We start from the raw sequence: 22482 nt of genomic DNA on the forward strand, positions 1-22482 counted from the left end.
TCCGCTATAGCGCTGCCGCCCCTCGGCCCGAGCCTGAACGCCAGGCGCGGGTCCATAGTGCAAGGCAGTCGCCTTGGCTGGAAGCGGGCGGTGCTTCGGGTAGCCCCAGCAGGTGTGCGGCCTGGTGCAATGCCCGCAGCGTCGCTTCTGGCGTGCCGGTGTCCAGCGCCTGCGCGCCGTTTTGTTTGCTGAGCTTTTCGCCATTCGCGCCCAGCACCAGCGGCGTGTGCAGGTAGTGCGGGGTGGGCAGGCCCAGTGCGCGCTGCAGGCCGATTTGCCGTGCGGTGTTGTCGGCCAGGTCTTCGCCGCGCACCACATGGCTGATGCCTTGCGCCGCATCGTCCACCACCACGGCCAGCTGGTAGGCCCACAGGCCATCGGCCCGCTTGAGCACAAAGTCGCCCACGGCCTGCGCCACCTCCTGGCATTGCGGGCCCAGGCGGCGGTCGGTCCAGTGCAATGCACTGCTTGGGTTTGCTCCTGATTCAGGAGCTGCTTGCGCAGTATTTACGGGGGTTAGAGGCCAATTTGGCTTAAAAATGGCAGTGTCGGTGTGCAGGCGCCAGGCGCGGCCAGGCTTGCCGTGCAGGCCGCCTCGCTCGGGTCTGCAGGTGCCGGGGTAGACCAGTTCGCCGTGGCGCGGCTTGCCGTCGCCGCGCGCGGCCAGGGCGTGTTCAATGTCTTTGCGGGAGCAGGCGCAGGGGTAGGCCAGGCCCGCGCTGACCAGCTGGTCCAGCGCCTGCTGGTACAGCGCGCTGCGCTGGCTTTGCCAGACGGGCGGCGCATCAGGCTGCAGGCTGCAGGCGGCCAGCTGTTGCAGGATGAAGTGGTCCGCACCGGGCACGCAGCGCGGGGTGTCCACATCTTCGATGCGCACCAGCCACTGGCCGCCGTGGGCACGTGCGTCCAGCCAGCTGGCCAGTGCAGCAACCAGCGAGCCGGCGTGCAGCGGGCCCGTGGGGGAGGGGGCGAAACGACCGCGGTACTTCAAGCGACTTGCAGTGCCAGCTCCAGGCCGGAGATGAATGCGTCTTCCACACGGTGGCCCAGGCACCAGTCGCCGCATACGCCCAGGCCGGCCTTGGCGTCCAGCAGGTGGCTGTGGCCCAGGGGCTGCTCGGTTTTGGCGTACATCCAGCGGTGCACTTCGGCGTGGGCCGGTTCGGCGCGGATGCCGGTAATCTCGGAAAAGGCCTTGATGAGCTTGGCCTGCACGCGGGCGGGGTCGTCATTCAGGTGCTCTTGCGACCACGCGGCGCTGGCCTGCACGGTCCAGCGCTCCACGCGGCCACGGCCGGGTTTGCTGGATTCACGCGTGAGCCAGGCAATGCGGTGGTGCGTACTGCGTGCCGCGTTCCACTGGGGGCCCAGCGTGGTGAGGCCGGGCTGCACCGCTTGCGGGAAGGCCAGCATCAGCGTCCAGCAGGGGGCCACGGAGACTTTGTTGGTTTTCTTGGCCAAGGCTTCGCCCTTGGGCGTGGTGGCTAGCAGGGCCTGTGCTTGTGGGTGGGGGATGGCCAGCACCACGGCGTCAAAGCCGCTGTAGACGTGGCTGCTGTCGTCTGCACCGGTGGTGTGCAGCTGCCATTGCTTTTTGTTGAGGGCATCGGGAGCGATGGCCATGACGCGCGTTTGCAGTTCTACAGAGCCCGCATCCACCAGGGGCTTGGCCCAGGCGCGCACCAGCGCGTTCATGCCGGGCGAGGGCACCCAGTGTGGCTCGCGGGCGGGCAGGCCGGCGGCGGCCACGCGGCCATGCGAGTCCAGCACACGCACGGTGTTGGCGCTCCAGGGGCGGCACAGGCCGGCGGTGGTTTGCAGGGCCAGCGCAAAGCGCGCGTCGCGCACGGTGAAGTACTGCGCGCCGTGGTCAAAGGTGCCAAACGCGCTGTCGCGTGTGGACATGCGCCCGCCCACCCCTCGGCTTTTTTCAAACACCGTCACCCGGTGGCCTGCTTGCACCAGGGTGCGTGCGCAGGTGATGGCGGCCATGCCGGCGCCCACGATGGCGATGTTTTTGGGTTGGGTCATGGGCGCGATCTCCAATAGTTGTAGTGGTCTCTTTATACACGCTGGCCAGGGGGTGCTGGCTTACGCGCTGCGGTGTTCTTCGAGCAATGCGTCGCGCGTGGCCTGGCTCTCCAGCTGGCTCAGCCACCATTGCAGGGCGCGGCCTTGCTGGGTGGTTTTGCTCAGGCGCCAGGCGTAGTGCAGGGGCACTTGGCGTTGGGCGCGTTCGGTGCGTTTGACGACCAGGCGGCCAGTCTCGATGTAGCTGTCGGCCATGCAGCGTGGCAAATTGCCGCCGCCCAGGCCGCGAAGCTGGGCGTCCAGCTTGGCGTGCATGGTGGGCACGGTGAACACGTCTTGCCCGCTGAGCAGGCCAAAGGTCTGGCCGGCGCCACGGCTGATGGAGTCGGCCACGGCCACGGCGCGGTGTTTCTGGATCACCTCGTCCGACAGCGGCTCGGGTGCATTGGCCAACGGGTGGTGCGGCGCCACGGCGTACACAAAAGTGATGTGGCCCAGCGGCTTGCTGTGCACACCAGCGGTGCGTGCTGAGTCCGGGCCCACGCCAATGGCCAGGTCGGCCTGGCCACGCGTGAGTGCCTCCAGCGTGCCTGAGAGTGTTTCTTCGCGCAGGCGGATGCGCGTGGGCGGCGACTGGCTGAAAAAGCTCTCGCACAGTTCCATGATGGTCGGCTTGGAGATGACGGTGTCGATGGCGATGGTGAGCTGCGGCTCCCAGCCTGTGGCCACACGTTTGACGCGGTTGGCCACGGCGTCAATTTCCTCCAGCAGGCGTGCGCCCTCGCGCAGCAGCTCGGCGCCAGCCTCGGTGAGTTTGGCTTGGCGGGAGCTGCGGTCATACAGCAGCACATCCAGCGCATCTTCAATTTGCCGCACCCGGTAGGTCAGCGCGCTGGGCACCATGCCCATCTCGCGCGCCGCGGCGGCAAAGCTGCCGGCCACGGCAATGGTTTGCAGCATGGCGAGCGCGTCAGGGGTCAAGAAGTCGCGGGCGTTTTGCATGAAGCGGGTGTTTAAGTTGAATTGCTTTGAATGATGCCATCAAACAGCGTGGATGGAAAACCCCTGCTCGAAGCCTAAAGTTCAACCCATCAGCAAGACACACAACAGAAAGGACTTCGCTATGTTGACCTTACGCAAATCCCAAGACCGCGGCCACGCCGACCATGGCTGGCTCAAGTCGTTCCACAGCTTTTCGTTCGCCGGCTACTATGACCCTGCCCACATGGGCTGGGGCAACCTGCGCGTGATCAACGAAGACCGCATTGCCCCGGGGACCGGCTTTGGCACCCACGGCCACCGCGACATGGAGATCATCAGCTACGTGATGTCGGGCAACCTGGCGCACAAGGACAGCATGGGCAACGTCAAGGGCATTCCGCCCGGTGACGTGCAGCGCATGAGTGCAGGCACCGGCGTGCAGCACAGCGAGTTCAACCACGCCCAGGGCGAGACCACGCATTTCTTCCAGATCTGGATTGAGCCCAATGTGCGCGGAATCCCGCCCAGCTACGAGCAAAAGAGTTTTGCCACTGAAGAGAAGCAGGGCAAGCTGCGACTGGTTGCTTCACCCGACGGCGCAGATGGCAGCGTGCTGATCCACGCCGATGCCAAGCTCTACAGCGGCCTGTTTGACGGCGCCCAGAGTGCCGAGCTGGCCTTGGACTCTGCACGCAAAGCCTATGTGCAGGTGCTGCGCGGCGGTGTGGAAGTGAATGGCGCCAAGCTCTCGACCGGAGACGCCGCGCTGCTGGAGGGCGAAAGCCGCATTACCCTGGCCCACGGGGCAAACGCCGAAGTCTTGGTGTTTGATCTGGAAGCCTGACGTTTGAATTTTTTACCTACGAAGGAGAACCCCATGTTTGACAAATTCCAAAACCCCCTGGCCCTGGTGGCCCGCGTGCTGCTGGCAGCCTTGTTTGTGCCTGCGGGCATCAGCAAGATTGCCGGTTTTGCCGGTACCGTGGGCTATATCGGCTCCGTAGGCCTACCCCTGCCCGTCGTGGGCGCTGTGCTGGCTATCGTGGCCGAGGCGGGCGGTGGCATTGCGCTGTTGCTGGGCTTGCAGACCCGCATCGCAGCGCTGGTGCTGGCCGTGTTTACGGTGGTTGCCGGTGTGTTTTTCCACGCCTTCTGGGCCGCGGCCCCCGAGGCTGCGCAAATGCAGCAGATCATGTTCATGAAGAACATCGCCATCGCCGGTGGTCTGCTCATGCTGACTGCCTTTGGCCCCGGTACCCTGAGCCTGGATGCCAAGCGCGGTAACTGATTTCCCCTTGGACCCGCAGGCTGCGGGTCTTTTTTGTTCGCCTTAACCTTCACCTTTTTCAAGGAGCTTTGACATGGCAAAAGTAGCAGTGGTATTCCATTCCGGTTACGGTCACACCCAGCGCATGGCGCAGTCGGTGGCGCAGGGCGCTGGTGCCGACCTGATCACCATCGACGCCGAAGGCAACGTGCCCGAAGCCGCCTGGGACACGCTGGCCGCAGCGGACGCGATCATCTTCGGCTCGCCCACTTACATGGGCAGCGTGAGCTGGCAGTTCAAGAAGTTTGCCGATGCATCCAGCAAGCCCTGGTATGTGCAGGCCTGGAAAGACAAGATTTTTGGTGGCTTCACCAACAGCGCCAACGTGGACGGCGACAAGCACTCCACACTGCACTACTTCATGACCCTGGCCATGCAACACGGCGGCCTGTGGGCGGGCACTGGCATGGCCTACAACAACCACAAGGGTTCGCAGCGCACCGATGTGAACTACATGGCGTCCAACGCCGGCCCCATTGCCCAAACCCCGGGCGATGCCAGCGCCGACGAAATGAACGCCGGAGACCTGGAAACCGCACGCAAATATGGCGAGCGTATTGCTGCCTTGGCGGGCAAGCGCGGCTAATCGCATAGGCGCCTTGGAAAACCGGGTGGGGTGCTGCGGCACCTGCCCGGTTTTTTTATGCGCCTTGCTAAGATGGCGCTGGCACTTTTGCCAGCAACCCGAGGTTCCTGCTCGTATGCAACACCGTCGTGCTATTCATTTGCTAGCTGCTTGCGCAATATCCATGGGCGCTGCAGTCCCTTTTTATGCCCAAGCGCAGACTGACGCATCGGCGTTTAGCGCCTTGTCCACCATGCCGGTGGCCTCGGTGGTAGGGGCCAGTGCAGGTGCGGTGGTCGCGGTGCCGGTGGCCTTGTCGACGGCGGGTGCAGTGCTGGTGATCAAAGGGGTAGAGGCCTCGGCCAAGGGCACGGTGTACCTGCTGGAGCGGGTGTCGGACGGCGCGCGCGTGAGCGTGGAGGCGTCGGGCAAAGTGGCCAGCGGCGTATCCACTGCCGTGGGTACCGTGGTCACCGTGAGTGTGATTGGGGCTGGTGTGGTGCTGTCGGTGGCGGGCACCGTGATTGCGTTTATTCCCAACGAAATTGGCAAGGCATTGCTGCACAACGAGCGAGTGAGCCGATGACACGCCCCTGTATCGGCGGCGCAGCAACAGCCCTGCTGTCGCTGGCCCTGCTGGCCCCGGCCCACGCCGGGCGCCCTTGCAATGAGCCCCAGGCGCTGAAGGCCGAGACGCTGGAGCGATCGCTGGGCCTGGCACTCAGCACCCTGAAGACTCTGGATGCCAGCGGCGCCAGGGTGGTGGTGATGGCACGGGCCGGGCAGGACCTCAGCAAGTACGGCCTTCGTTACTCGCACCTGGGCTTTGTGTACCAGCAGCCCGACGGGCAGGGTGGCCAGGTGTGGCGCGTGTTACACAAGCTCAACCAGTGTGGGACTTCGGAATCAGCGATCTACCGCCAAGGCCTTGGCGAGTTTTTTATGGACGATTTGTGGCAGTACGAGGCCGCCTGGCTGGTACCCACCGAAGCGGTGCAAAAGCGATTGCTGGCCGTGTTGCTGGACGAGAAGCAGGCGCTGCAGCTGCACCACAAGCCTTACAACATGGTGAGCTACCCGTGGGCGCAGAAGTACCAGCAGTCGAACCAGTGGGCCATGGAGACTGTGGCCCTGGCCATGACCGCCGAGAGCAAGGCGCCCGTGGCGGACCGGCAGCAGGCCCAAGCCTGGCTCAAGGCGCAGGACTACCAGCCCAGCACGCTCACCATCACTGCGCTCACCCGCTTGGGGGCACGCATGACCAAGGCCAATGTGGCCTTTGACGACCACCCTGATGTGAAGCGGTATGCGGACAAGATCGAGACCGTGACGGTGGATTCGGTGTTTGACTGGATGCCGCGCGCCGGGCTGGTGGACAAGCCGCTGGTGACCCAGCGCTAGACCGCTCAGGACGCCGCGGGTTCGGCCTGCAGGCCTACGGTTTGCAGGTCGGCACCCAAGGCGCGGCGCTCGTCGAATACAAAGCAGCCGCCGTGGTAGTGGCTGCCGTCGGTTTCTTCAAAATATTTGAGGATGCCGCCTTCGAGCTGGTAAACGTGCTCCAGCCCTTCCTCGCGCATCAAGATGGCGGCCTTCTCGCAGCGGATGCCGCCGGTGCAAAAGCTCACCACGGTTTTGTCTTTCAGGTCGCCCAGGTGGCTGCGCAGCGCATCGGGAAACTCGGTGAACTTGGTGATGCGCCAGTCAATAGCACCATCGAACGTGCCCTCATCCACTTCAAAGTCATTGCGCGTGTCCAGCGTCACCACTGGGCGGCCGTTGTCGTCAAAGCCCTGGTCCAGCCAGCGCTTGACGGTGGCAGGCGCCACTGCTGGGGCTCGGCCATTGGCGGGCTTGATGGTGGGGTGGTTCATGCGGATGATCTCGCCCTTCACCTTGACCAACATCTTCTTGAAAGGCTGTGTGTTGGACCAGCTCTCCTTGGGCGCAATGTCGGCAAAGCGTGGATCAGTCTGCAGCTGGGCCACAAAGCCCCGCACGTCCTCGGCCGGGCCGGCCAGGAACATGTTGATGCCTTCTTCGGCCAGCAAGATGGTGCCCTTGAGGTTCAGGGCCTGGGCACGCTGCAGCAACAATTCGCGCTGCGCAGGGGCATCGTGGATGGGGACGAATTTGTAGGTGGAGATGTTCAGGATGGAGTTCACCCTGCGATTTTAAGATTGTCCGACGCGATCGAGTTGTTCTTGCAGCCAGCGTTGCGCACTCTGCAGGTCCTGGAACACCTGGGCATCAATCACTCCGTCCAGCAAGGTCTGGTAACGAGGCCCGAGCAGACTGGCGCCTTCCACGTGGGGGCCAATGACAAATGCCACTGCCTGCAGGCGCGACGCGGCGGGGCGGGAGGCATAGTCTTGCCGTGCGCTGGTGTACAGCGCTTCGCTGTAGACCAGTGTGTCATGCAGGATGTTGCAGATGGCCCAGGGGCCGGCTGAATTGAGTGCGGGGGCGTAGGCACGTATTTGCTGCGAGGTCTGATTGCGCATTTCTGCATTCCAGTCGCCACGCATGTGCACCGTCAGGATGGCGCCGGACAGCTCTACTTGGGCAGTACCGTGCGGGCGGAAGGCGGTTGGGGCCATGTTTCTTGCTCCAAATTGGATCGATGCGGGGGTTCCCGCTTTTTTGACTCCTCTGCCTTGATTGTGCCGCATCGCCCTGTGTCGGCAGGCGTGTGGCGGCGGCGGCAAAACTACAATCAAGCCATGTTTGTACACCTGCGCCTGCACACCGAATTTTCCGTGGTGGATTCCACCAACCGCATCGACGAGGTGATCAAGGCGGCAGCCAAGGACGGCCAGCCGGCCATGGCCATCACCGACCTGAACAACCTGTTCGGCGCTATCAAGTTCTACAAGGAAGGCCGGGGCAAAGGGGTCAAACCCCTGATCGGCGCCGAGCTCATCATCGAAGGGCTGGGCGGTGACCCGGCTGCACTGTCACGCATCATTGTGCTGGTGCAGAACAAGCAGGGTTACCTGAATATCTCGGAGCTGATTGCGCGCGCGTTCACGAAAAACGTGGTGAAGAACCAGGCCGTGGTGAAGATGGCCTGGATGAAAGAGCTGAACGAGGGCCTGATTTGCCTGGCCGGTGCACAGGCCGGCCCGGTGGGGCAGGCGCTGGTGCAGGGTGACACGGCCCGCGCTTACGAAGCGGCCATGCAACTGGCCAGCGTGTTCCCGCATCGCTTTTACCTGGAAGTGCAGCGGGCTGGTCGTGCTGATGACGAGGCCCATGTGGTGGCCACGGTGCAACTGGCCGCGCGCATGATGCTGCCGGTGGTTGCCACACACCCCATCCAGTTCACCGAACCCGATGATTTCGAGGCGCATGAGGCCCGGGTGTGTATTGCCGACGGCGAGATTCTGAGCAACCCCAAGCGGGTGCGGCGTTTCACACGCGAGCAGTATTTCAAGAGCGCGGCCCAGATGGAGGCGCTGTTCGCCGACATCCCCTCGGCAATTGCCAACACGCTGGAGATCGCCAAGCGTTGCAGCCTGACGCTGGTGCTGGGCAAGCCGCAGCTGCCCGACTTCCCCACGCCCGAGGTCAACGGCCAGCGCATGACACCGGAGGAGTATTTTCGCTACGCGTCGTTTGAGGGCTTGAAAGAGCGCATGCTGCACCTCTACCCCAAGGCGGACGAGCGCGAGGCGCAGATGGCGCGGTATGTGGAGCGCCTGGAGTTCGAGCTGGCCACCATCCTGAAAATGGGCTTTCCGGGCTACTTTTTGATCGTGGGTGACTTCATCAACTGGGCCAAGAACAACGGCTGCCCGGTGGGGCCGGGCCGTGGTTCGGGTGCGGGCAGTTTGGTGGCGTATGCGCTCAAGATCACTGACCTGGACCCGCTGCAGTACAACCTGCTGTTCGAGCGGTTTTTGAACCCTGAGCGGGTGTCCATGCCCGACTTCGACATCGACTTCTGCCAGACCAACCGCAACCTGGTGATCGACTATGTCAAGGACAAGTATGGCAAAGATGCCGTGAGCCAGATTGCCACCTTCGGTACCATGGCTGCGCGCGGCGTGGTGCGCGATGTGGGGCGTGTGCTCGACATGAGCTACACCTTTTGCGACGGCATCAGCAAGCTGATCCCCAACAAGCCGGGCACCAACGTCACGCTGCAGCTGCCGCCCACGGACGGCAAGAAGAGCGACAAGTACGTCTATGCCACTGAGGCCGAGCCCATCTTGGCCGAGCGCGAGGAGAAAGAGGAAGACGTCAAGACGCTGCTGGAGCTGGCCCGCAAGCTGGAGGGCATGACCCGCAACATCGGCATGCACGCCGGGGGCGTGCTGATTGCGCCCGGCAAGCTGACCGATTTTTGCCCGCTGTACCAGCAGCCCGGCAGCGAGTCTGCGGTGAGCCAGTACGACAAGGACGATGTGGAAGCGATTGGCCTGGTGAAGTTCGACTTCTTGGGCCTGGCCACGCTCACCATCCTGGAGATTGCGCGCGAGTTCATCATGAAGCGCCATCCTGGCCAGGAGAACTTTGCGTATGAAAACCTGCCGCTCAACGATGCCAAGGTGTACCGCCTGTTCAGTGAGGGCAAGACCGAGGCCGTATTCCAGTTTGAAAGCGTGGGCATGCAGCGCATGCTGGTGGATGCCAAGCCCAGCCGCCTGGAAGACCTGATTGCGCTGAACGCCTTGTACCGCCCGGGCCCGATGGACCTGATCCCCAGCTTCGTGGCACGCAAGCACGGTAAAGAGGAGGTGGAGTACCCGCACCCGGCCGTGGCTGAGATGCTGAGCGAGACCTACGGCATCATGGTCTACCAGGAGCAAGTGATGCAGACCGCGCAGATCCTGGGCGGCTACTCGCTGGGCGGTGCCGACTTGCTGCGCCGCGCCATGGGCAAGAAGAAGAAAGAGGAGATGGACCAGCACCGGGACATCTTCCGCGCCGGTGCGCTCAAGACCCATGGCATTCCGCAGGAGAAGGCCGACGAAGTCTTCGACCTGATGGAGAAGTTTGCGGGCTACGGCTTCAACAAATCGCACGCCGCCGCCTACTCGCTGCTGGCCTACCACACGGCCTGGATCAAGGTGCACTACACGGCCGAGTTCTTCTGTGCCAACATGACTGTGGAAATGGACGACACCGACAAGCTCAAGGTGTTGTTTGAAGACGCAGAAAGCATGGGCCTGAGCTTTGAGCCGCCCAACATCAACCGTGGCGTGTACCGCTTCGAGCCGATCTCGAACAAGGAAATCCGCTACGGTCTGGGCGCGATCAAGGGCACCGGCGAGCAAGCCATCCAGGCCATCGTCGCCGCGCGGGAAGGCCGCGGTCCCACCGAAGAGGCGGGGCCCTTCAAGAGCCTGTTTGACTTTGCGCGCCGGGTCGACCGCACGCGCCTGAACAAGCGATGCGTGGAGGCACTCATCAAGGCGGGGGCTTTTGACAGCATCCACCTTAACCGTGCGGCCCTGGTGGAAAGCATGGACCGCGCCTTCGACTTTGCCGCAGCCAGTGCCGCGAATGCCAACCAGCATGGCTTGTTTGACATGGGCGGCGAAGACGACCATGGCTCCAGCACGCAGGAGCCTGATTTGGTGGAAGTGCTGCCTTGGGGCGTGCGCGAACAGCTGACACAAGAAAAGTCTGCGGTCGGTTTCTACTTGTCAGGTCACCTGTTTGATGAGATGGCGATGGAAGTACGCCGATTTGCCAAGCGGCCGATTGAAGAGGTGCTGGAAACCCGCGAACCCCAGGTGTTGGCCGGCATCATCAGTGGGTTCAAGGTCATCAACGGCAACCGCGGCAAGGTGGGCATCTTCACCCTGGATGACAAATCCGCGGCCATTGAAGCCACCGCAGACGAAACCATGCTCACCACCTACAGTGAGCTGCTGCGCGATGACACGCTGGTGATTGTGAGCGGCCGCCTGCAACCGGGACGCAATGGCTTTGCGGCGCGGTTTGTATTGCAGCAAGTGTGGAGCCTGGAGCAGGCGCGCTGCCGCTTTGGCAAGTTTCTGCGTGTGGCGGTGCAGCTGGGTGGGCCGCAGCGTGCGCCGGATCTGCACGCCTTGTTGCGTGAGTTTCCGGCACAGCGCGAAATGTCGGAGCAAGGCGAGTTGGTGCGTGGCTTGCCGGTGCGCCTGCAGCTCCAGTGCCTGACGCCTGCCGGTGAGCTGGAGGGCGCGGCGGTGGACCTGCATCTGGACGAACGCGGCAAGTTCTTCCCCAGCGATGCAGCCCTGGCCAGTTGGCGCGCCCAAGCCTACCAAGGCAAAGCCGCCATCGTCTACGATTTATAAGCCTTTTAGGTCTCTAGGCCCCGTGAATACTGCGCGAAAAGCTACTAAATTTGTAGCAATTGCGGGGCTCAGGGGCCTAGCAGCGTTTGGGGTGACAGCACAATTACCATCGGTGACCAGACCTTGCCATTGTCCAGGGGCAACTTTTCGGTCTTGTCGATGGCGTTGAGGGCGGCGTTGTCCCAGGCGGCGTTGCCACTGCGCTTGCTGATGCGGCGGCTCAGGATGTCGCCGCTGGGGCTCAGCGACACTTCAATTTCGGTGACCGGGTTGCCCGAAATGATGTCGGTGTACGTCACATTGGGCTTGATGCGGGCCGCCACCCGTCCGAAGTAGCTGGCACCGGGGCCTGCACTTTTGGCTGCTGTGCCAGTGCCGCCGGAGCCAGTGGTCTCGCCGCCGGCCAAGGCGGCCATGCGTTTGAGCTGGTCTTCACGGTTTTTCTGGGCTGCCAGTTCGGCTGCTTTGGCGGCCTTTTGTTTGGCCAGTGCCTCAGCTTTGGCCTTGTCGTTTTTCTCCGATTTGGCGAGTTTCTCTGCCTTTTCGCGGGCGGCTTTGGCGTCCTGCTCCTTGCGCAGCTTCTCCGCAGCCAGCTTGTCGGCCGCTTGCTTCTCACGTTGCAGTTTGTCTTTACGCTCCTGCTCCAGCTTGGCCTGTTGCAGCTCTTTCTCTTTTTCCTGGCGTGCCTTTTCCTTTTCTTTCTCTTTGGCCAGTGCAATGTCGGCCGCCTTGGGCGCGTCCACGACGGGTGGCGCGGGCGGCGGTACAGGGCGGGTCGGCAGCGGGGGCTCGGGCGTTGGTTCGGGGGGCTCGGGTTCCGGCTCTGGCGGCAGGGGGGCTGCCTCTTGCGGCACTGCGGCCCAGAGTTCGGCCTCCACGGCTACGGGCGGAGTCTCGCGTTTCCAGGCCACGCCGATAGCCAGTACAGCGACGAGTACCAGGTGGGCCACCAGTGCCAGCAGCACGGCACGCACCAAACCCGGCGTGGCGGGCGGGGCAAACTCCAGGTGGTGGCGTGTGGCGCTCATGTCGCGGTGTATCAGTTCGCCAGCTGTACCGACAGGCCCACGCGCTGGATGCCCGCGCGCTGCAGGGTGTCCATCACCTGGACCACACTTTCGTACTTGACGGCCTTGTCGGCGCTAATGACCACGGCCGAGTTGGCTGCGGCGCCGTCCTTAGGGGCCGGTGCATTGGCCTGCGCACGTTTGACGGCGGCCGCCACGTCCTTGAGGACGATGGAGGTGGTTTGCTCTTTCACCTTCATCTCCAGCTTGTCATCCTTGCCAATGACGATCTGGATGATTTGGTCGGGCTGGCGTGCCGCCTTGCCCACACTGGGCAGGTCGATCATGCTGGGCGTGATCAGCGGTGCGGTGACCATGAAGATGATCAGCAGCACCAACATCACGTCGATGAAGGGCACCATGTTGATCTCGTTGATGGTGCGGCGGCCTCGGCCGCGTCCGGCTACAGCGGGCATGGAGTGGCTCCTGGCGTTGGCTTAGCGGGCAGCCGGGGCCGAGGCCTGCGCGCTCACATTGCGCTGCAGGATGTTGGAGAACTCTTCGATGAAGGTCTCTTGCTGGATGGCAATACGGTCCAGGTCCCGTGCGAAACGGTTGTAGGCCACCACCGCTGGAATGGCGGCAAACAGGCCGATGGCGGTGGCCACCAACGCCTCGGCAATGCCGGGGGCCACGGTGGACAGGGTTACCTGCTGCAGCGAGGCCAGGCCGGTGAAGGCGTGCATGATGCCCCACACGGTGCCAAACAGGCCGACATAGGGTGAGACCGAGCCGACGGAGGCGAGGAATGAAAGGTTGCTTTCCACCGAGTCCATCTCGCGCTGGAAGCTCGCACGCATGGCGCGGCGAGCACCGTCCATCAGCGTGCCCACATCGGCGACGCGGCGTTCGCGCAGCTTTTGAAACTCGCGCATGCCGCTGGCAAAAATGCGTTCCATGGGGCCGCACTGCTGTGCATTCTTGCTGGCCGCACTGAACAAGTCGTTGAGGCTGGAGCCCGACCAGAACTCGCGTTCAAACGCCTCGTTCTGGGCTTTCACCCGGTTCAGCGCAAACAGCTTGCGAAAGATGGCAGCCCAGCTGGCAATGGACACCAGCATCAACAGCAGCATCACGGCCTGCACCACGATGCTGGCGTTGAGGACCAAATGGAGGATGGAGAGGTCTTGGTTCATCAGGATGGTTCAGGTGGTCAGGTGGAGAGCATCGCACGCAAGCGGGCAATCGCTGTTTCCAATTGTTTCATCGAGCTGGCGGTGGAAAAACGCACAAACTGGGCCGTCTGCGCCGTGCCGAAGTCGCGCCCCGGCGTGATGGCCACATGGGCGCGGTTCATCACCTCAAACGCAAAGTCCCAGCTGTCCTTGATGCCCAGCTTTTGGCAAAGTTCCGAGCAATCGGCCCAGGCGTAAAACGCACCATCGGGCATCACCGGCACCTTGAGACCCAGGGCATTGAGTGCGGGAATGAAGTAGTCGCGCCGCGCTTTGAACTCGGCTCGGCGCTGCTCATAGAGCGCAATGCTGGCGTCCTCGAAGCAGGCCAGGGCCGCATGTTGGGCGATGGTGCTGGGGCAGATGAACAGGTTTTGCGCCAGGCGCTCCACCACGGGTACCAGTACCTCGGGCACCACCATCCAGCCCAGACGCCAGCCGGTCATGTTGAAGTACTTGCTGAAGCTGTTGATGCTGATGATGTGCTCATCCAGCGCCAGCGCGGTTTGGCCAAACTGATTGTCATGGCTTAGCGCCAGGTAAATCTCGTCCACCAGCGTGATGCCACCACGCGCTTGCACGACCTGGTGGATGCGGCGCAGTTCGTCGGGATGGATGGAGGTGCCGGTGGGGTTGGACGGCGAAGCGAGTAGCACGCCGCGTGTGCGCGGGCCCCAGGCCGCCTCGACCTTGGCCGCGCTGAGCTGGAAGCGCTCTGCGGCTGTGGTGGGAACCAGCACCGCCTTGCCCTCTGCCGCACTCACAAAGTGGCGGTTGCAGGGGTAGCTGGGATCGGGCATCAAGATCTCGTCGCCCGACTCGATGAGGGCCAGGCAGGCCAGGTGCAGCGCAGCCGACGCACCGGCCGTGACCACAATCCGGCTGGCCGGCACCTGCACACCAAAGCGGCTGGCGTACCAGGCACTGATGCGCTCGCGTAGCTGAGGCAGGCCGGTGGCCGGGGTGTATTGCGAGTTGCCGTTGTGCACGGCGCGCTCTGCAGCTTCTTGCACCAAGGGGGGCGCCGTGAAGTCGGGTTCACCGATGTTGAGAAACACCATGGGCGCATCGGTGTTCGCCACCTGGGTACCTAGGGCAGAGGCGGCCTTGGCCACTTCCATCACATAAAACGGCTCAATATTCTGTGCGCGTGTGGAGATTTGCATGGGTCCGTGGCGGCGCAATCAGGCCTTGCGGGGTTTCTTGGCCTTGTCGGCTTCCACTTCCAGCGCACGCAGGCTGGGTGCCAGACCGTTCAACACGCCGTTCACATACTTGTGGCCGTCGGTGCCACCAAATTCCTTGGCCAGTTCCACACACTCGTTGAGCACCACGCGCCAGGGCACATCCAGACAATGTTGAAATTCATACACGCCGATCCACATTACGGCATGTTCGATGGGCGAAATCTCGGCCCAGGGACGGTCCAGCAGCGGGGCGATCAGGGCGTCCATGGCCTCGCCCTGTGCCACGCAGCCGTGCAGCAGCGCGTCAAAGTGGGCCGCATCGGCTTTGTTGAAGCCGGCCAGGTCGCGGGTGAATGGGTCAATGTCGTCCACCGCATTGCGGCCCACCAGGCTTTGGTAGAGGCCTTGCAGCGCAAATTCGCGGGCGCGGGTGCGGTTCGACTTGGCGGCGGCTTTGCGGGCACCCGTGGCGGTCAGACCGGTGCGGGACTGGCGGGGAGGGCGCTTGGCGGTCGTGGGTGTAGGGGTGTCGCTCATCAGATGGCCTCCAGCAGATTGGCCATTTCCACGGCCACCTGGGCAGCATCGCGGCCCTTGTCAGTCTGGCGGGCCTCGGCCTGCTCCAGGTTTTCGGTGGTGAGGATGGCGTTGGCGATGGGCAGCTGGTAGTCCAGGCCCACACGGGTGACCGCAGCGCCCGACTCATTGGCCACGAGTTCAAAGTGGTAGGTCTCGCCGCGGATGATGCAGCCCAAGGCGATCAGTGCGTCGTACTTGCCCTTCTCGGCCATGGCCTGCAGGGCCACCGCCACTTCCAGGGCGCCGGGTACGGTGACGTGGTCAATATCTTTGTCAGCCACGCCCAAGGCCAGCAATTCGGTCTTGCAAGCATTGAAGAGGGCGTCGGTGATGCCCGCGTTGAAGCGCGCCTGGACGATGCCAATGGAGAGTTTCTTGCCGTTCAAACGGTCTTCGGCAGTAATGCCTTTGTCTGCGCCAAACATAGTCAGAGTCCTTTCATGTCGGGGACAGCGCTGTTGGGCTGTCCCGCAATGTGATTTATTTGCAGATGTAGCCGGTGATTTCCAGACCGTAGCCGGTCACGCTGGGCATGCGGCGTGGGCTGCCCATGAGCTGTACTTTGTGCACACCGCATTGCAGCAGGATCTGTGCGCCAATGCCGTAGGTGCGCAAGTCAATGCGGCCACGCTCGGGCGCTTGCGAGGCGCGGGCCGTGCCTTCAAACTGGGCCAGCAGCTGTTCACCGGTTTCGCCGCAGTTCAGCAACACCAGCACGCCTTGGCCTTCTTTGGCAATGTGGGCCAGCGCGGTGTCCAGGCTCCAGCTGTGCATGGAGCGGTTGATCTCCAGCGCGTCCAACACCGACAGCGGCTCGTGCACGCGGGCTGGCACCACCGTGTTGGCATCCCAGCTACCCTTGACCAGCGCCAAGTGTACGCCCTGGCCAGTGGTGTCACGGAAGGCATGGGCGATGAATTCGCCATACGCAGTCTGCATGGGACGCACGCCCAGTTTTTCAATCAACGATTCAGTACGACTGCGGTGTTCGATGAGGTCGGCAATGGTGCCGATTTTCAGGCCGTGTTCGGCGGCAAACAGCTGCAGGTCAGGCAGGCGGGCCATGGTGCCGTCGTCCTTCATGATTTCGCAGATCACGGCAGCCGGTGTGCACCCGGCCATGGCCGACAGGTCGCACCCGGCCTCGGTGTGGCCGGCGCGCATGAGCACGCCGCCGTCCACTGCTTGCAGCGGGAAGATGTGGCCGGGTTGCACCAGGTCGTTGGCCACGGCACCTTTGGCCACGGCGGCTTGCACTGTACGGGCGCGGTCAGCGGCAGAAATGCCGGTGGTCACGCCTTCGGCGGCTTCAATCGAGACAGTGAAGGCGGTGCTGTGTTTGGTGCCATTGCGTGTGGCCATGGGCGGCAGCTTGAGCAACTCGCAGCGTTCGCGGGTCAGCGTCAGGCAGATCAGGCCACGGCCAAACTTGGCCATGAAATTGATGGCTTCGGGCGTAACGTGGTCGGCCGCCAGGACCAGATCGCCTTCGTTTTCGCGGTCCTCCTCGTCCACCAGGATGACCATGCGACCTGCGCGCATGTCGGCGACGATGTCTTCAACCGGGGAAATGGGGACAGGGGAGAAGGCAGTCATGCGCGAAGTACTTTCAAAAGAGCGGTCCAACAAGGCCGTGCCGATGGCAGGCGTGGCCCCGATTATCGCCGCAAACCCCGTGCAAATGCCTTGCGAAGGGTCAATCGAGAGATGCGCTCCAGCGGTCGCCCCAGCCTTTGTCCAGGGCGCGCCGCTCACGTTTGGTGGGGCGGCCATGCGCAATGGCATGCGCTGGCTCAGCGGCTAAGCGGTTGCGCTCGGCAATCTCGGCACGTTTGGCAATGCTTTCGGGCGTTTCTTGGTACAGCTGCTGTGCAACTGGGGCTGGGCCGCGCTGGTCGCTCACCGCCAGGACGATCACGGTGCGTGGCACCTTGGCTTGCCAAATGGTCAGCACATCACCCGCACGAATTTCCTTGGACGGCTTGATGTCATGCTGCGCCATCTGCACATGGCCTTTGGTCACTTCCTCCGTGGCCAGCGAGCGGGTTTTAAAGAAACGCGCGGCCCAGAGCCATTTGTCGATGCGGGTGCTGTCCATGCGGGTTCAGGTGGGCGAGGTGGGGAGGGGCAATCGTACACAGGCGTCCAAGCCCACACACAAGCCCTGTTCGTACAGGTTGGTGAGCGTGATGCTGCCGCCCAGTGCCTTGACCATCTCCCGTGTGATCGTGAGGCCCAAGCCGGAGCCCGAATGGGCGTGGCCTGCTGCGAAGGGCTGGAACAGGCGCAGGCGCAGTTCATCCGAGATGCCGGGGCCGCTGTCCTCGATGTGTAGCTCGGCCATGCCGTCCTGTGGCATCAGGCGCACGCTGAGCCGGCCACCCCGCGGGCTCAGGCGTATCGCGTTGTGCAGCAGGTTGCGCGCCATTTCGCGCAGCATCCATTCGTGGGCGTGCACCAGGCACGTCTCGGTGCGGATGTCAAAGTCCAGGTCTTTCTCGGCAATCAGGGCCGACACATCCAGCGCCACGGCGCGCAGCGGTTCGGCCCAGTCCATGGTGGCGAAGTCCTGTTGCTGCTTGACCTGCTCCACCTTGGCCAGCGAGAGCATCTGGTTGGCCAGCTGGGTCGCGCGGTCCACAGTGGTCTGGATTTCCTGCAGGGCCTCGGTCGGCGCTACATCGCCGCGCAGCGCGGATTGCACTTGCACCTTGAGCACCGCCAGCGGCGTGCGCAACTGGTGGGCCGCATCACGCACGAAGCGTTTTTGGTGGTCTAGCAGGTGCTGCAGGCGCTGCATGACCTGGTTGGTGGCTTCGGTCAAGGGGCGAATTTCCAGCGGCAGGTGGGTGGCGTTGAGGGGCGTCAGGTCATCTTCAGGGCGCTGTTGCAGCTCGCTGCTCATGCGGCGCACCGGGCGGGTCACTCGCTGCACGACGATCAGCACAACCGCGGTAATGACGGTAATCAGAATGGCTTGCCGTTGCAGTGTGTCGATCAGGATCTGCCTCGCCAGGGTGCGGCGCAGCTCCAGCGTTTCGGCCACCTGCACCATGGCCATCGTGCGTTCGCGCCGTGTGGCCACAGGCTGCAGCAGCACCGCGACACGTACCGGGTCGCCGCGGAACGTGTCATCGTAAAAATCCACCAGAGCAGCATACGGTCCCTGGTTGGGCAGAGTGCCGCGCCAGGCGGGCAAGTCCTCGGCGCCGTCGACCCACTGCCCTCTAGCATCGGAGATGCGGTAATTCATGCGACTGCGGTTGTCAGCCTCAAAAGCCTCCAGGGCAGCATAGGGCACCTGCGCCCGCAGCCGGGCCTGGGGGCCGTCGCCCTCGATGTCGAGCAATTCCCCGATCGCCTTGGCGGATGCCAGCAAAGTGCGGTCATAGGCCGTGTTGACCGCACCCAGGGCCTGGCGGTAGAGGCTGATCGTGTCCACCACCACAAACAGCAGAATGGGCAGCAGAATGCCCAGCAGCAGGCTGCGTCGCAGCGACAGGGGCGCGCGGTCGCTGGGGGGCATCTCAGCCTTCCGCCTTAAGCAGGTAGCCCAGGCCACGCAGGGTGACCAAGGCCACACCGGTGGCAGCCAGTTTTTTGCGCAGGCGGTAGACCACGACCTCGATAGCTTCAAACTGCACGTCCGCCTCGCCGGGGAAAACCACCTCAAACAGGCGCTCCTTGCTAACTGCGTGGCCGGGGCGCGCCATCAGCGCCGCAATCAGAGCCAGCTCGCGCGGGCTCAGGTCCATGATCTGGTGGCGGTGGTAGAGCGCGCCGCTGCTTTTGTCCAGACGCAGGTTGCCCAATTGCAGGTCAGGGCTGCTGCTGGCAGTGCTACCGGAATGGCGGCGGTAGAGCGCGCGCACCCGGGCTTCCAGCTCGTCCAGGTCAAAGGGTTTGGGCAGGTAGTCGTCGGCACCGGCATTCAGGCCCAGCACCTTGTCGCCCACGGTGCCGCGGGCGGTGAGGATGAGCACCGGGGTGCGCATACCCTGGGCGCGAGCTGTCTTCAGGATGTCCAGGCCGTCCATGCCGGGCAGGCTCAGGTCCAGCACCACCACGTCGGGCTCGGCGCTACGCCAGTGGTCCAGCGCCAGGCTGCCGTCGCTGCACACATCCACCCGCATTTGCGCGCGCACCAGGCTGCGCTGCAAGGTGGTGTGCAGGGCCGGGTCGTCTTCGATCAGCAAGAGATGCATGGGGTTTTCCCTAGGCGTTTGGACAGCCGTTTGACAGGCTGGGCTCGCATCATAGGGCCTGCATTCAACACAAGGAGACATCCCATGCGTCGTGATACCTTTCTGAAGTCCATGGCCGTTATGGCCGCAGCTGGCGCTCTGCCCCTGTCAGCCCGTGCCGCTGCCAACCTGAAGATGATGATCCCCGCCAACCCTGGTGGTGGCTGGGACGGCACCGGCCGCGCCTTGGGCAAAGCCCTGATTGATGCCAAAGCAGCAGACACCGTGCAGTACGAAAACAAGGGTGGCGCTGCCGGCGTGATCGGTCTTGCCCAGTTTGTCAACGCAGCCAAGGGCGACCCCAATGCCATGTTGATCACCGGCGCCGTGATGGTGGGCGGCATCATCACGGGCAAGCCTGCGGTGTCCCTGGACAAGGCGACCCCCATTGCCCGTATCACCAGCGAATACAACGTGTTCGTGGTGCCAGCCGACTCCCCGCTCAAGACCATGAAGGATGTGGTCGCCCAAATGCAAAAAGACCCCGGCAGCGTGAAGTGGGGCGGTGGTTCGCGTGGTTCCACAGAGCACATCTGTGCTTCCATGTTGGCCACCAAGGTCAACGTGGACCCCAAGAAAGTGAACTACGTGGCATTCCGCGGCGGCGGTGAAGCGACTGCGGCCATCTTGGGCGGCAACGTCACGGTGGGCGGCAGCGGCTACAGCGAATTTGCCGAATACATCACCGCTGGCAAGATGCGCGCGATCGGCGTGACCTCCGAGAAGCGCCTTCCCGGCATCCCCAACATTCCTACCTTGAAAGAGCAGGGTTTTGACGTGGTGCTGGGTAACTGGCGTGCCGTATACGGGGCCCCCGGCATCACGGCGGAACAGCGTGCAGCGCTGACCGAGATGGTGGTCAAGGCCACCAAGTCCAAGTCCTGGGCCGAGTCGCTGGAGAAGAACGGCTGGACCCCGGCTGTCCTGACCGGCAAGGCGTTTGACGACTTCGTGGACAACGAGTTCTCCAGCCTGCGCGGTGTGATGCACCTGGCCGGCATGTTGTGATGCGTGCGGTGATCAAAGTGCGCCAGCAAACGGCGTTGGCTCTGGGGGTGCTCCTGATAGCACTCGGGCTGGCCAGCGGGGCCTGGGTCATTCCCTCGGAGGCAGGGTACGCGGGCGTAGGCCCGGACTTCCTGCCCTGGGTGGTCTCCGTGGCTCTGTTGCTGTGTGGTGGCTTTCTCCTGTGGGAGGCCCGCACGGGTGGTTTTCGGGACCTGGAGGTTGACGAAGATGAACCAGCGCCGTACTGGCTAGGCTTTGTCTGGATGTCGGCGGGTCTGCTGGTGAATGGCGCTTTGATCACCACGATTGGCTTTATTTTTAGCTGCACCTTGTGTTTTGTGCTGGCTTCACGGGGCGTGCGCATGTCCCAAGGACAGCCCGCTGGGGGCGCACGGTCCTGGTTGCTGGACGCCGTCGTCGGTCTGCTGATTTCCGCTCCGGTGTACTGGATGTTTACCAAGTTTCTGGCCATTAGCTTGCCAGGTTTGACGCAAAGCGGGTGGTTGTGATGGATATTTGGAACCAACTCCTGCAGGGGTTCATGACGGCGGGTACGCCGGTCAATTTGTTGTGGGCATTTGTGGGCTGCGCACTGGGCACCGCTGTGGGGGTGTTGCCTGGCATTGGGCCGGCCACGGCAGTGGCCATGCTTCTGCCCATCACCACCCAGGTGGAGGCCACGGCCTCCATGATTTTCTTCGCCGGTATTTATTACGGCGCCATGTACGGTGGCTCTACCACCTCCATCCTGCTCAACACCCCGGGCGAAACCTCCAGCATGGTCACGGCCATGGAGGGCAACAAGATGGCCAAGAGCGGTCGTGCCGGGGCGGCCCTGGCCACCGCGGCGATTGGCTCCTTTGTGGCCGGCACCATTGCCACCATCGTCGTCACCCTGTTTGCACCGCTGGTGGCAGAGTACGCGGTCAAGCTCGGCCCACCTGAGTATTTCTGCCTGATGCTGTTGGCTTTCACCACCGTGAGTGCGGTATTGGGCCAGAGCACGCTGCGTGGCCTTACGGCCCTGTTCATCGGTCTGGCCATTGGGCTGATTGGCATGGACCAGATCACCGGCCAGGCGCGCTATACCGGCAACATGCCGGAGCTGCTCGATGGCGTGGAGATCGTGCTCGTGGCCGTGGGCCTGTTTGCGGTGGCCGAAGCCCTGCACGCTGTGCTGTTTGAAGGTAAGGTGGTGGAGACCGAAAACAAGATGAGCCGCGTGACCATGACGCGCTCGGACTGGAAACGCTCCATCCCGGCCTGGATTCGCGGCAGCGCGATTGGCGCACCGTTTGGTTGTATCCCCGCCGGTGGTACCGAGATCCCGACCTTCCTGAGCTACGCCACCGAGAAAAAGCTGGCCAAGCCTAAGCACCAGGCCGAATTTGGCACCAAGGGCGCGATTGAAGGGGTGGCTGGCCCGGAGGCAGCCAACAACGCGACGGTGACCACCGCCATGATTCCCTTGTTGACGCTGGGCATCCCGGTTTCCAATACCACTGCAGTGTTGCTCGGTGCCTTCCAGAACTATGGCATCCAGCCCGGTCCGCAGCTGTTCAGCAGCTCCTCGGCCCTGGTGTGGGCGCTGATTGCCTCGCTCTACATTGGCAACATCATGCTGCTGGTGTTGAACCTGCCCATGGTGGGCCTGTGGGTCAAGCTGCTCAAGGTGCCCAAAGCCCAGTTGTACGCCGGCATCTTGATCTTTGCCACAGTGGGTACCTATGGCATGCGCCAAAGCGCGTTCGACCTCTTCTTGCTGTACGCCGTGGGCTTGCTGGGATTGCTGATGCGCCGATTCAATTTCCCCACCGCACCGGTGATTGTGGGCATGATCCTGGGCCCCTTGGCGGAGGCGCAGTTGCGCAACGCCATGTCCATTGGCGAGGGCAGTGCCATGGTGTTCCTGCAGCGGCCCATGTCCTTGACGCTGCTGGTGGTGGTGGCTGCCGTGCTGGTCTTGCCACGCGTGTTCAAGCGCATGTCGCGCAAAAACATTGAGGCCATCGGCTGACCGCAATT

General features: G+C 63.2%; 24 protein-coding genes. 9 read left to right on the forward strand and 15 right to left on the reverse strand.

What is annotated here, in order from left to right; translation table 11 throughout:
* Nucleotides 1-4: 4 nt before the first annotated feature.
* The 3 genes from gluQRS to CHU94_RS12180 are packed head-to-tail and all read right to left on the reverse strand — an operon-like array spanning nucleotide 5 to nucleotide 3033.
* Complete coding sequence (gluQRS, locus tag CHU94_RS12170) at nucleotides 5-991, reverse strand: tRNA glutamyl-Q(34) synthetase GluQRS (protein WP_255033934.1); 987 nt, start codon at nucleotides 989-991, stop codon at nucleotides 5-7.
* Nucleotides 988-2031, reverse strand: coding sequence for an NAD(P)/FAD-dependent oxidoreductase (locus tag CHU94_RS12175; RefSeq protein ID WP_094480202.1), 1044 nt, complete (start codon nucleotides 2029-2031; stop codon nucleotides 988-990). Before CHU94_RS12175 ends, gluQRS begins: the two co-directional genes overlap by 4 nt.
* Before the next feature lie 60 nt (nucleotides 2032-2091).
* Entirely contained in the window at nucleotides 2092-3033 is a 942-nt protein-coding gene (locus tag CHU94_RS12180) for a LysR substrate-binding domain-containing protein (protein ID WP_094480204.1), read from the reverse strand.
* A gap of 121 nt (nucleotides 3034-3154) precedes the next feature.
* On the opposite strand from CHU94_RS12180, the gene CHU94_RS12185 reads away from it, so the two are divergent.
* From CHU94_RS12185 to CHU94_RS12205, 5 genes are all read left to right on the forward strand, one after another.
* Nucleotides 3155-3856 carry a pirin family protein gene (locus CHU94_RS12185; RefSeq protein ID WP_094480206.1) on the forward strand — a complete coding sequence of 234 codons (702 nt, stop codon included), beginning with the start codon at nucleotides 3155-3157 and terminating at the stop codon, nucleotides 3854-3856.
* 33 nt (nucleotides 3857-3889) lie between these two features.
* Nucleotides 3890-4300, forward strand: coding sequence for a DoxX family protein (locus tag CHU94_RS12190; RefSeq protein WP_094480208.1), 411 nt, complete (start codon nucleotides 3890-3892; stop codon nucleotides 4298-4300).
* Nucleotides 4301-4373: 73 nt separating this feature from the next.
* Entirely contained in the window at nucleotides 4374-4925 is a 552-nt protein-coding gene (locus CHU94_RS12195) for a flavodoxin family protein (protein ID WP_094480210.1), read from the forward strand.
* Between the two features lie 163 nt (nucleotides 4926-5088).
* Entirely contained in the window at nucleotides 5089-5490 is a 402-nt protein-coding gene (locus CHU94_RS12200; RefSeq protein WP_369597397.1) for a hypothetical protein, read from the forward strand.
* Nucleotides 5487-6305 carry a DUF2145 domain-containing protein gene (locus tag CHU94_RS12205; protein ID WP_094480214.1) on the forward strand — a complete coding sequence of 273 codons (819 nt, stop codon included), beginning with the start codon at nucleotides 5487-5489 and terminating at the stop codon, nucleotides 6303-6305. The genes CHU94_RS12200 and CHU94_RS12205 overlap by 4 nt, the downstream gene beginning before the upstream one ends.
* Before the next feature lie 5 nt (nucleotides 6306-6310).
* Here the strand turns inward: CHU94_RS12205 and CHU94_RS12210 are convergent, their stop codons facing one another.
* Together CHU94_RS12210 and CHU94_RS12215 are read right to left on the reverse strand one after the other, a co-directional pair.
* The gene (locus CHU94_RS12210) at nucleotides 6311-7069 is read right to left on the reverse strand and encodes a sulfurtransferase (RefSeq protein ID WP_094480217.1); all 759 of its coding nucleotides are present in this window, start codon (nucleotides 7067-7069) and stop codon (nucleotides 6311-6313) included.
* Nucleotides 7070-7078: 9 nt separating this feature from the next.
* Nucleotides 7079-7504 (reverse strand): hypothetical protein, encoded by a 426-nt coding sequence (locus CHU94_RS12215; protein WP_094480219.1) that lies wholly within the window; start codon nucleotides 7502-7504, stop codon nucleotides 7079-7081.
* Nucleotides 7505-7627: 123 nt separating this feature from the next.
* On the opposite strand from CHU94_RS12215, the gene dnaE reads away from it, so the two are divergent.
* Complete coding sequence (gene dnaE / locus CHU94_RS12220) at nucleotides 7628-11197, forward strand: DNA polymerase III subunit alpha (protein ID WP_094481044.1); 3570 nt, start codon at nucleotides 7628-7630, stop codon at nucleotides 11195-11197.
* Nucleotides 11198-11265: 68 nt separating this feature from the next.
* Here dnaE and tolA read toward each other — a convergent pair whose 3' ends face one another.
* From tolA to CHU94_RS12270, 10 genes are all read right to left on the reverse strand, one after another.
* The gene (gene tolA, locus CHU94_RS12225; protein WP_094480221.1) at nucleotides 11266-12225 is read right to left on the reverse strand and encodes a cell envelope integrity protein TolA; all 960 of its coding nucleotides are present in this window, start codon (nucleotides 12223-12225) and stop codon (nucleotides 11266-11268) included.
* A gap of 11 nt (nucleotides 12226-12236) precedes the next feature.
* Nucleotides 12237-12680, reverse strand: a complete 444-nt coding sequence (locus tag CHU94_RS12230) for a biopolymer transporter ExbD (RefSeq protein ID WP_094480223.1) — start codon at nucleotides 12678-12680, stop codon at nucleotides 12237-12239.
* Nucleotides 12681-12701: 21 nt separating this feature from the next.
* Nucleotides 12702-13403: a protein TolQ gene (tolQ, locus tag CHU94_RS12235; protein ID WP_094480225.1), complete on the reverse strand. Its 702-nt coding sequence runs from the start codon at nucleotides 13401-13403 to the stop codon at nucleotides 12702-12704.
* A 14-nt stretch (nucleotides 13404-13417) separates the two neighbouring features.
* Nucleotides 13418-14605, reverse strand: coding sequence for a pyridoxal phosphate-dependent aminotransferase (locus CHU94_RS12240; protein ID WP_094480227.1), 1188 nt, complete (start codon nucleotides 14603-14605; stop codon nucleotides 13418-13420).
* Nucleotides 14606-14623: 18 nt separating this feature from the next.
* Nucleotides 14624-15163, reverse strand: coding sequence for a transcription antitermination factor NusB (gene nusB, locus CHU94_RS12245; protein ID WP_094480229.1), 540 nt, complete (start codon nucleotides 15161-15163; stop codon nucleotides 14624-14626).
* On the reverse strand, nucleotides 15163-15630 hold the full coding sequence (gene ribH / locus CHU94_RS12250) for a 6,7-dimethyl-8-ribityllumazine synthase (RefSeq protein WP_094480231.1): 468 nt from the start codon (nucleotides 15628-15630) through the stop codon (nucleotides 15163-15165). Before ribH ends, nusB begins: the two co-directional genes overlap by 1 nt.
* Before the next feature lie 55 nt (nucleotides 15631-15685).
* Complete coding sequence (ribBA, locus tag CHU94_RS12255; protein ID WP_094480233.1) at nucleotides 15686-16801, reverse strand: bifunctional 3,4-dihydroxy-2-butanone-4-phosphate synthase/GTP cyclohydrolase II; 1116 nt, start codon at nucleotides 16799-16801, stop codon at nucleotides 15686-15688.
* 100 nt (nucleotides 16802-16901) lie between these two features.
* A complete protein-coding gene (locus CHU94_RS12260; RefSeq protein WP_094480235.1) occupies nucleotides 16902-17303 on the reverse strand; it encodes an RNA-binding S4 domain-containing protein in 402 nt (133 codons plus the stop codon).
* A 6-nt stretch (nucleotides 17304-17309) separates the two neighbouring features.
* Nucleotides 17310-18731 carry a sensor histidine kinase gene (locus CHU94_RS12265; RefSeq protein WP_094480237.1) on the reverse strand — a complete coding sequence of 474 codons (1422 nt, stop codon included), beginning with the start codon at nucleotides 18729-18731 and terminating at the stop codon, nucleotides 17310-17312.
* Nucleotide 18732: 1 nt separating this feature from the next.
* Complete coding sequence (locus CHU94_RS12270) at nucleotides 18733-19410, reverse strand: response regulator transcription factor (protein ID WP_094480239.1); 678 nt, start codon at nucleotides 19408-19410, stop codon at nucleotides 18733-18735.
* 84 nt (nucleotides 19411-19494) lie between these two features.
* On the opposite strand from CHU94_RS12270, the gene CHU94_RS12275 reads away from it, so the two are divergent.
* Genes CHU94_RS12275 through CHU94_RS12285 form a run of 3 tightly spaced genes read left to right on the forward strand, consistent with a single transcriptional unit; the run spans nucleotide 19495 to nucleotide 22474 of the window.
* Complete coding sequence (locus CHU94_RS12275; RefSeq protein WP_094480241.1) at nucleotides 19495-20457, forward strand: tripartite tricarboxylate transporter substrate binding protein; 963 nt, start codon at nucleotides 19495-19497, stop codon at nucleotides 20455-20457.
* A complete protein-coding gene (locus tag CHU94_RS12280; RefSeq protein WP_094480243.1) occupies nucleotides 20457-20966 on the forward strand; it encodes a tripartite tricarboxylate transporter TctB family protein in 510 nt (169 codons plus the stop codon). The genes CHU94_RS12275 and CHU94_RS12280 overlap by 1 nt, the downstream gene beginning before the upstream one ends.
* Nucleotides 20966-22474, forward strand: coding sequence for a tripartite tricarboxylate transporter permease (locus CHU94_RS12285; protein ID WP_094480245.1), 1509 nt, complete (start codon nucleotides 20966-20968; stop codon nucleotides 22472-22474). The genes CHU94_RS12280 and CHU94_RS12285 overlap by 1 nt, the downstream gene beginning before the upstream one ends.
* Nucleotides 22475-22482: the final 8 nt, after the last annotated feature.

The sequence above is a fragment of the Rhodoferax sp. TH121 genome, from assembly GCF_002251855.1.
GTDB lineage: Bacteria > Pseudomonadota > Gammaproteobacteria > Burkholderiales > Burkholderiaceae_C > Allorhodoferax.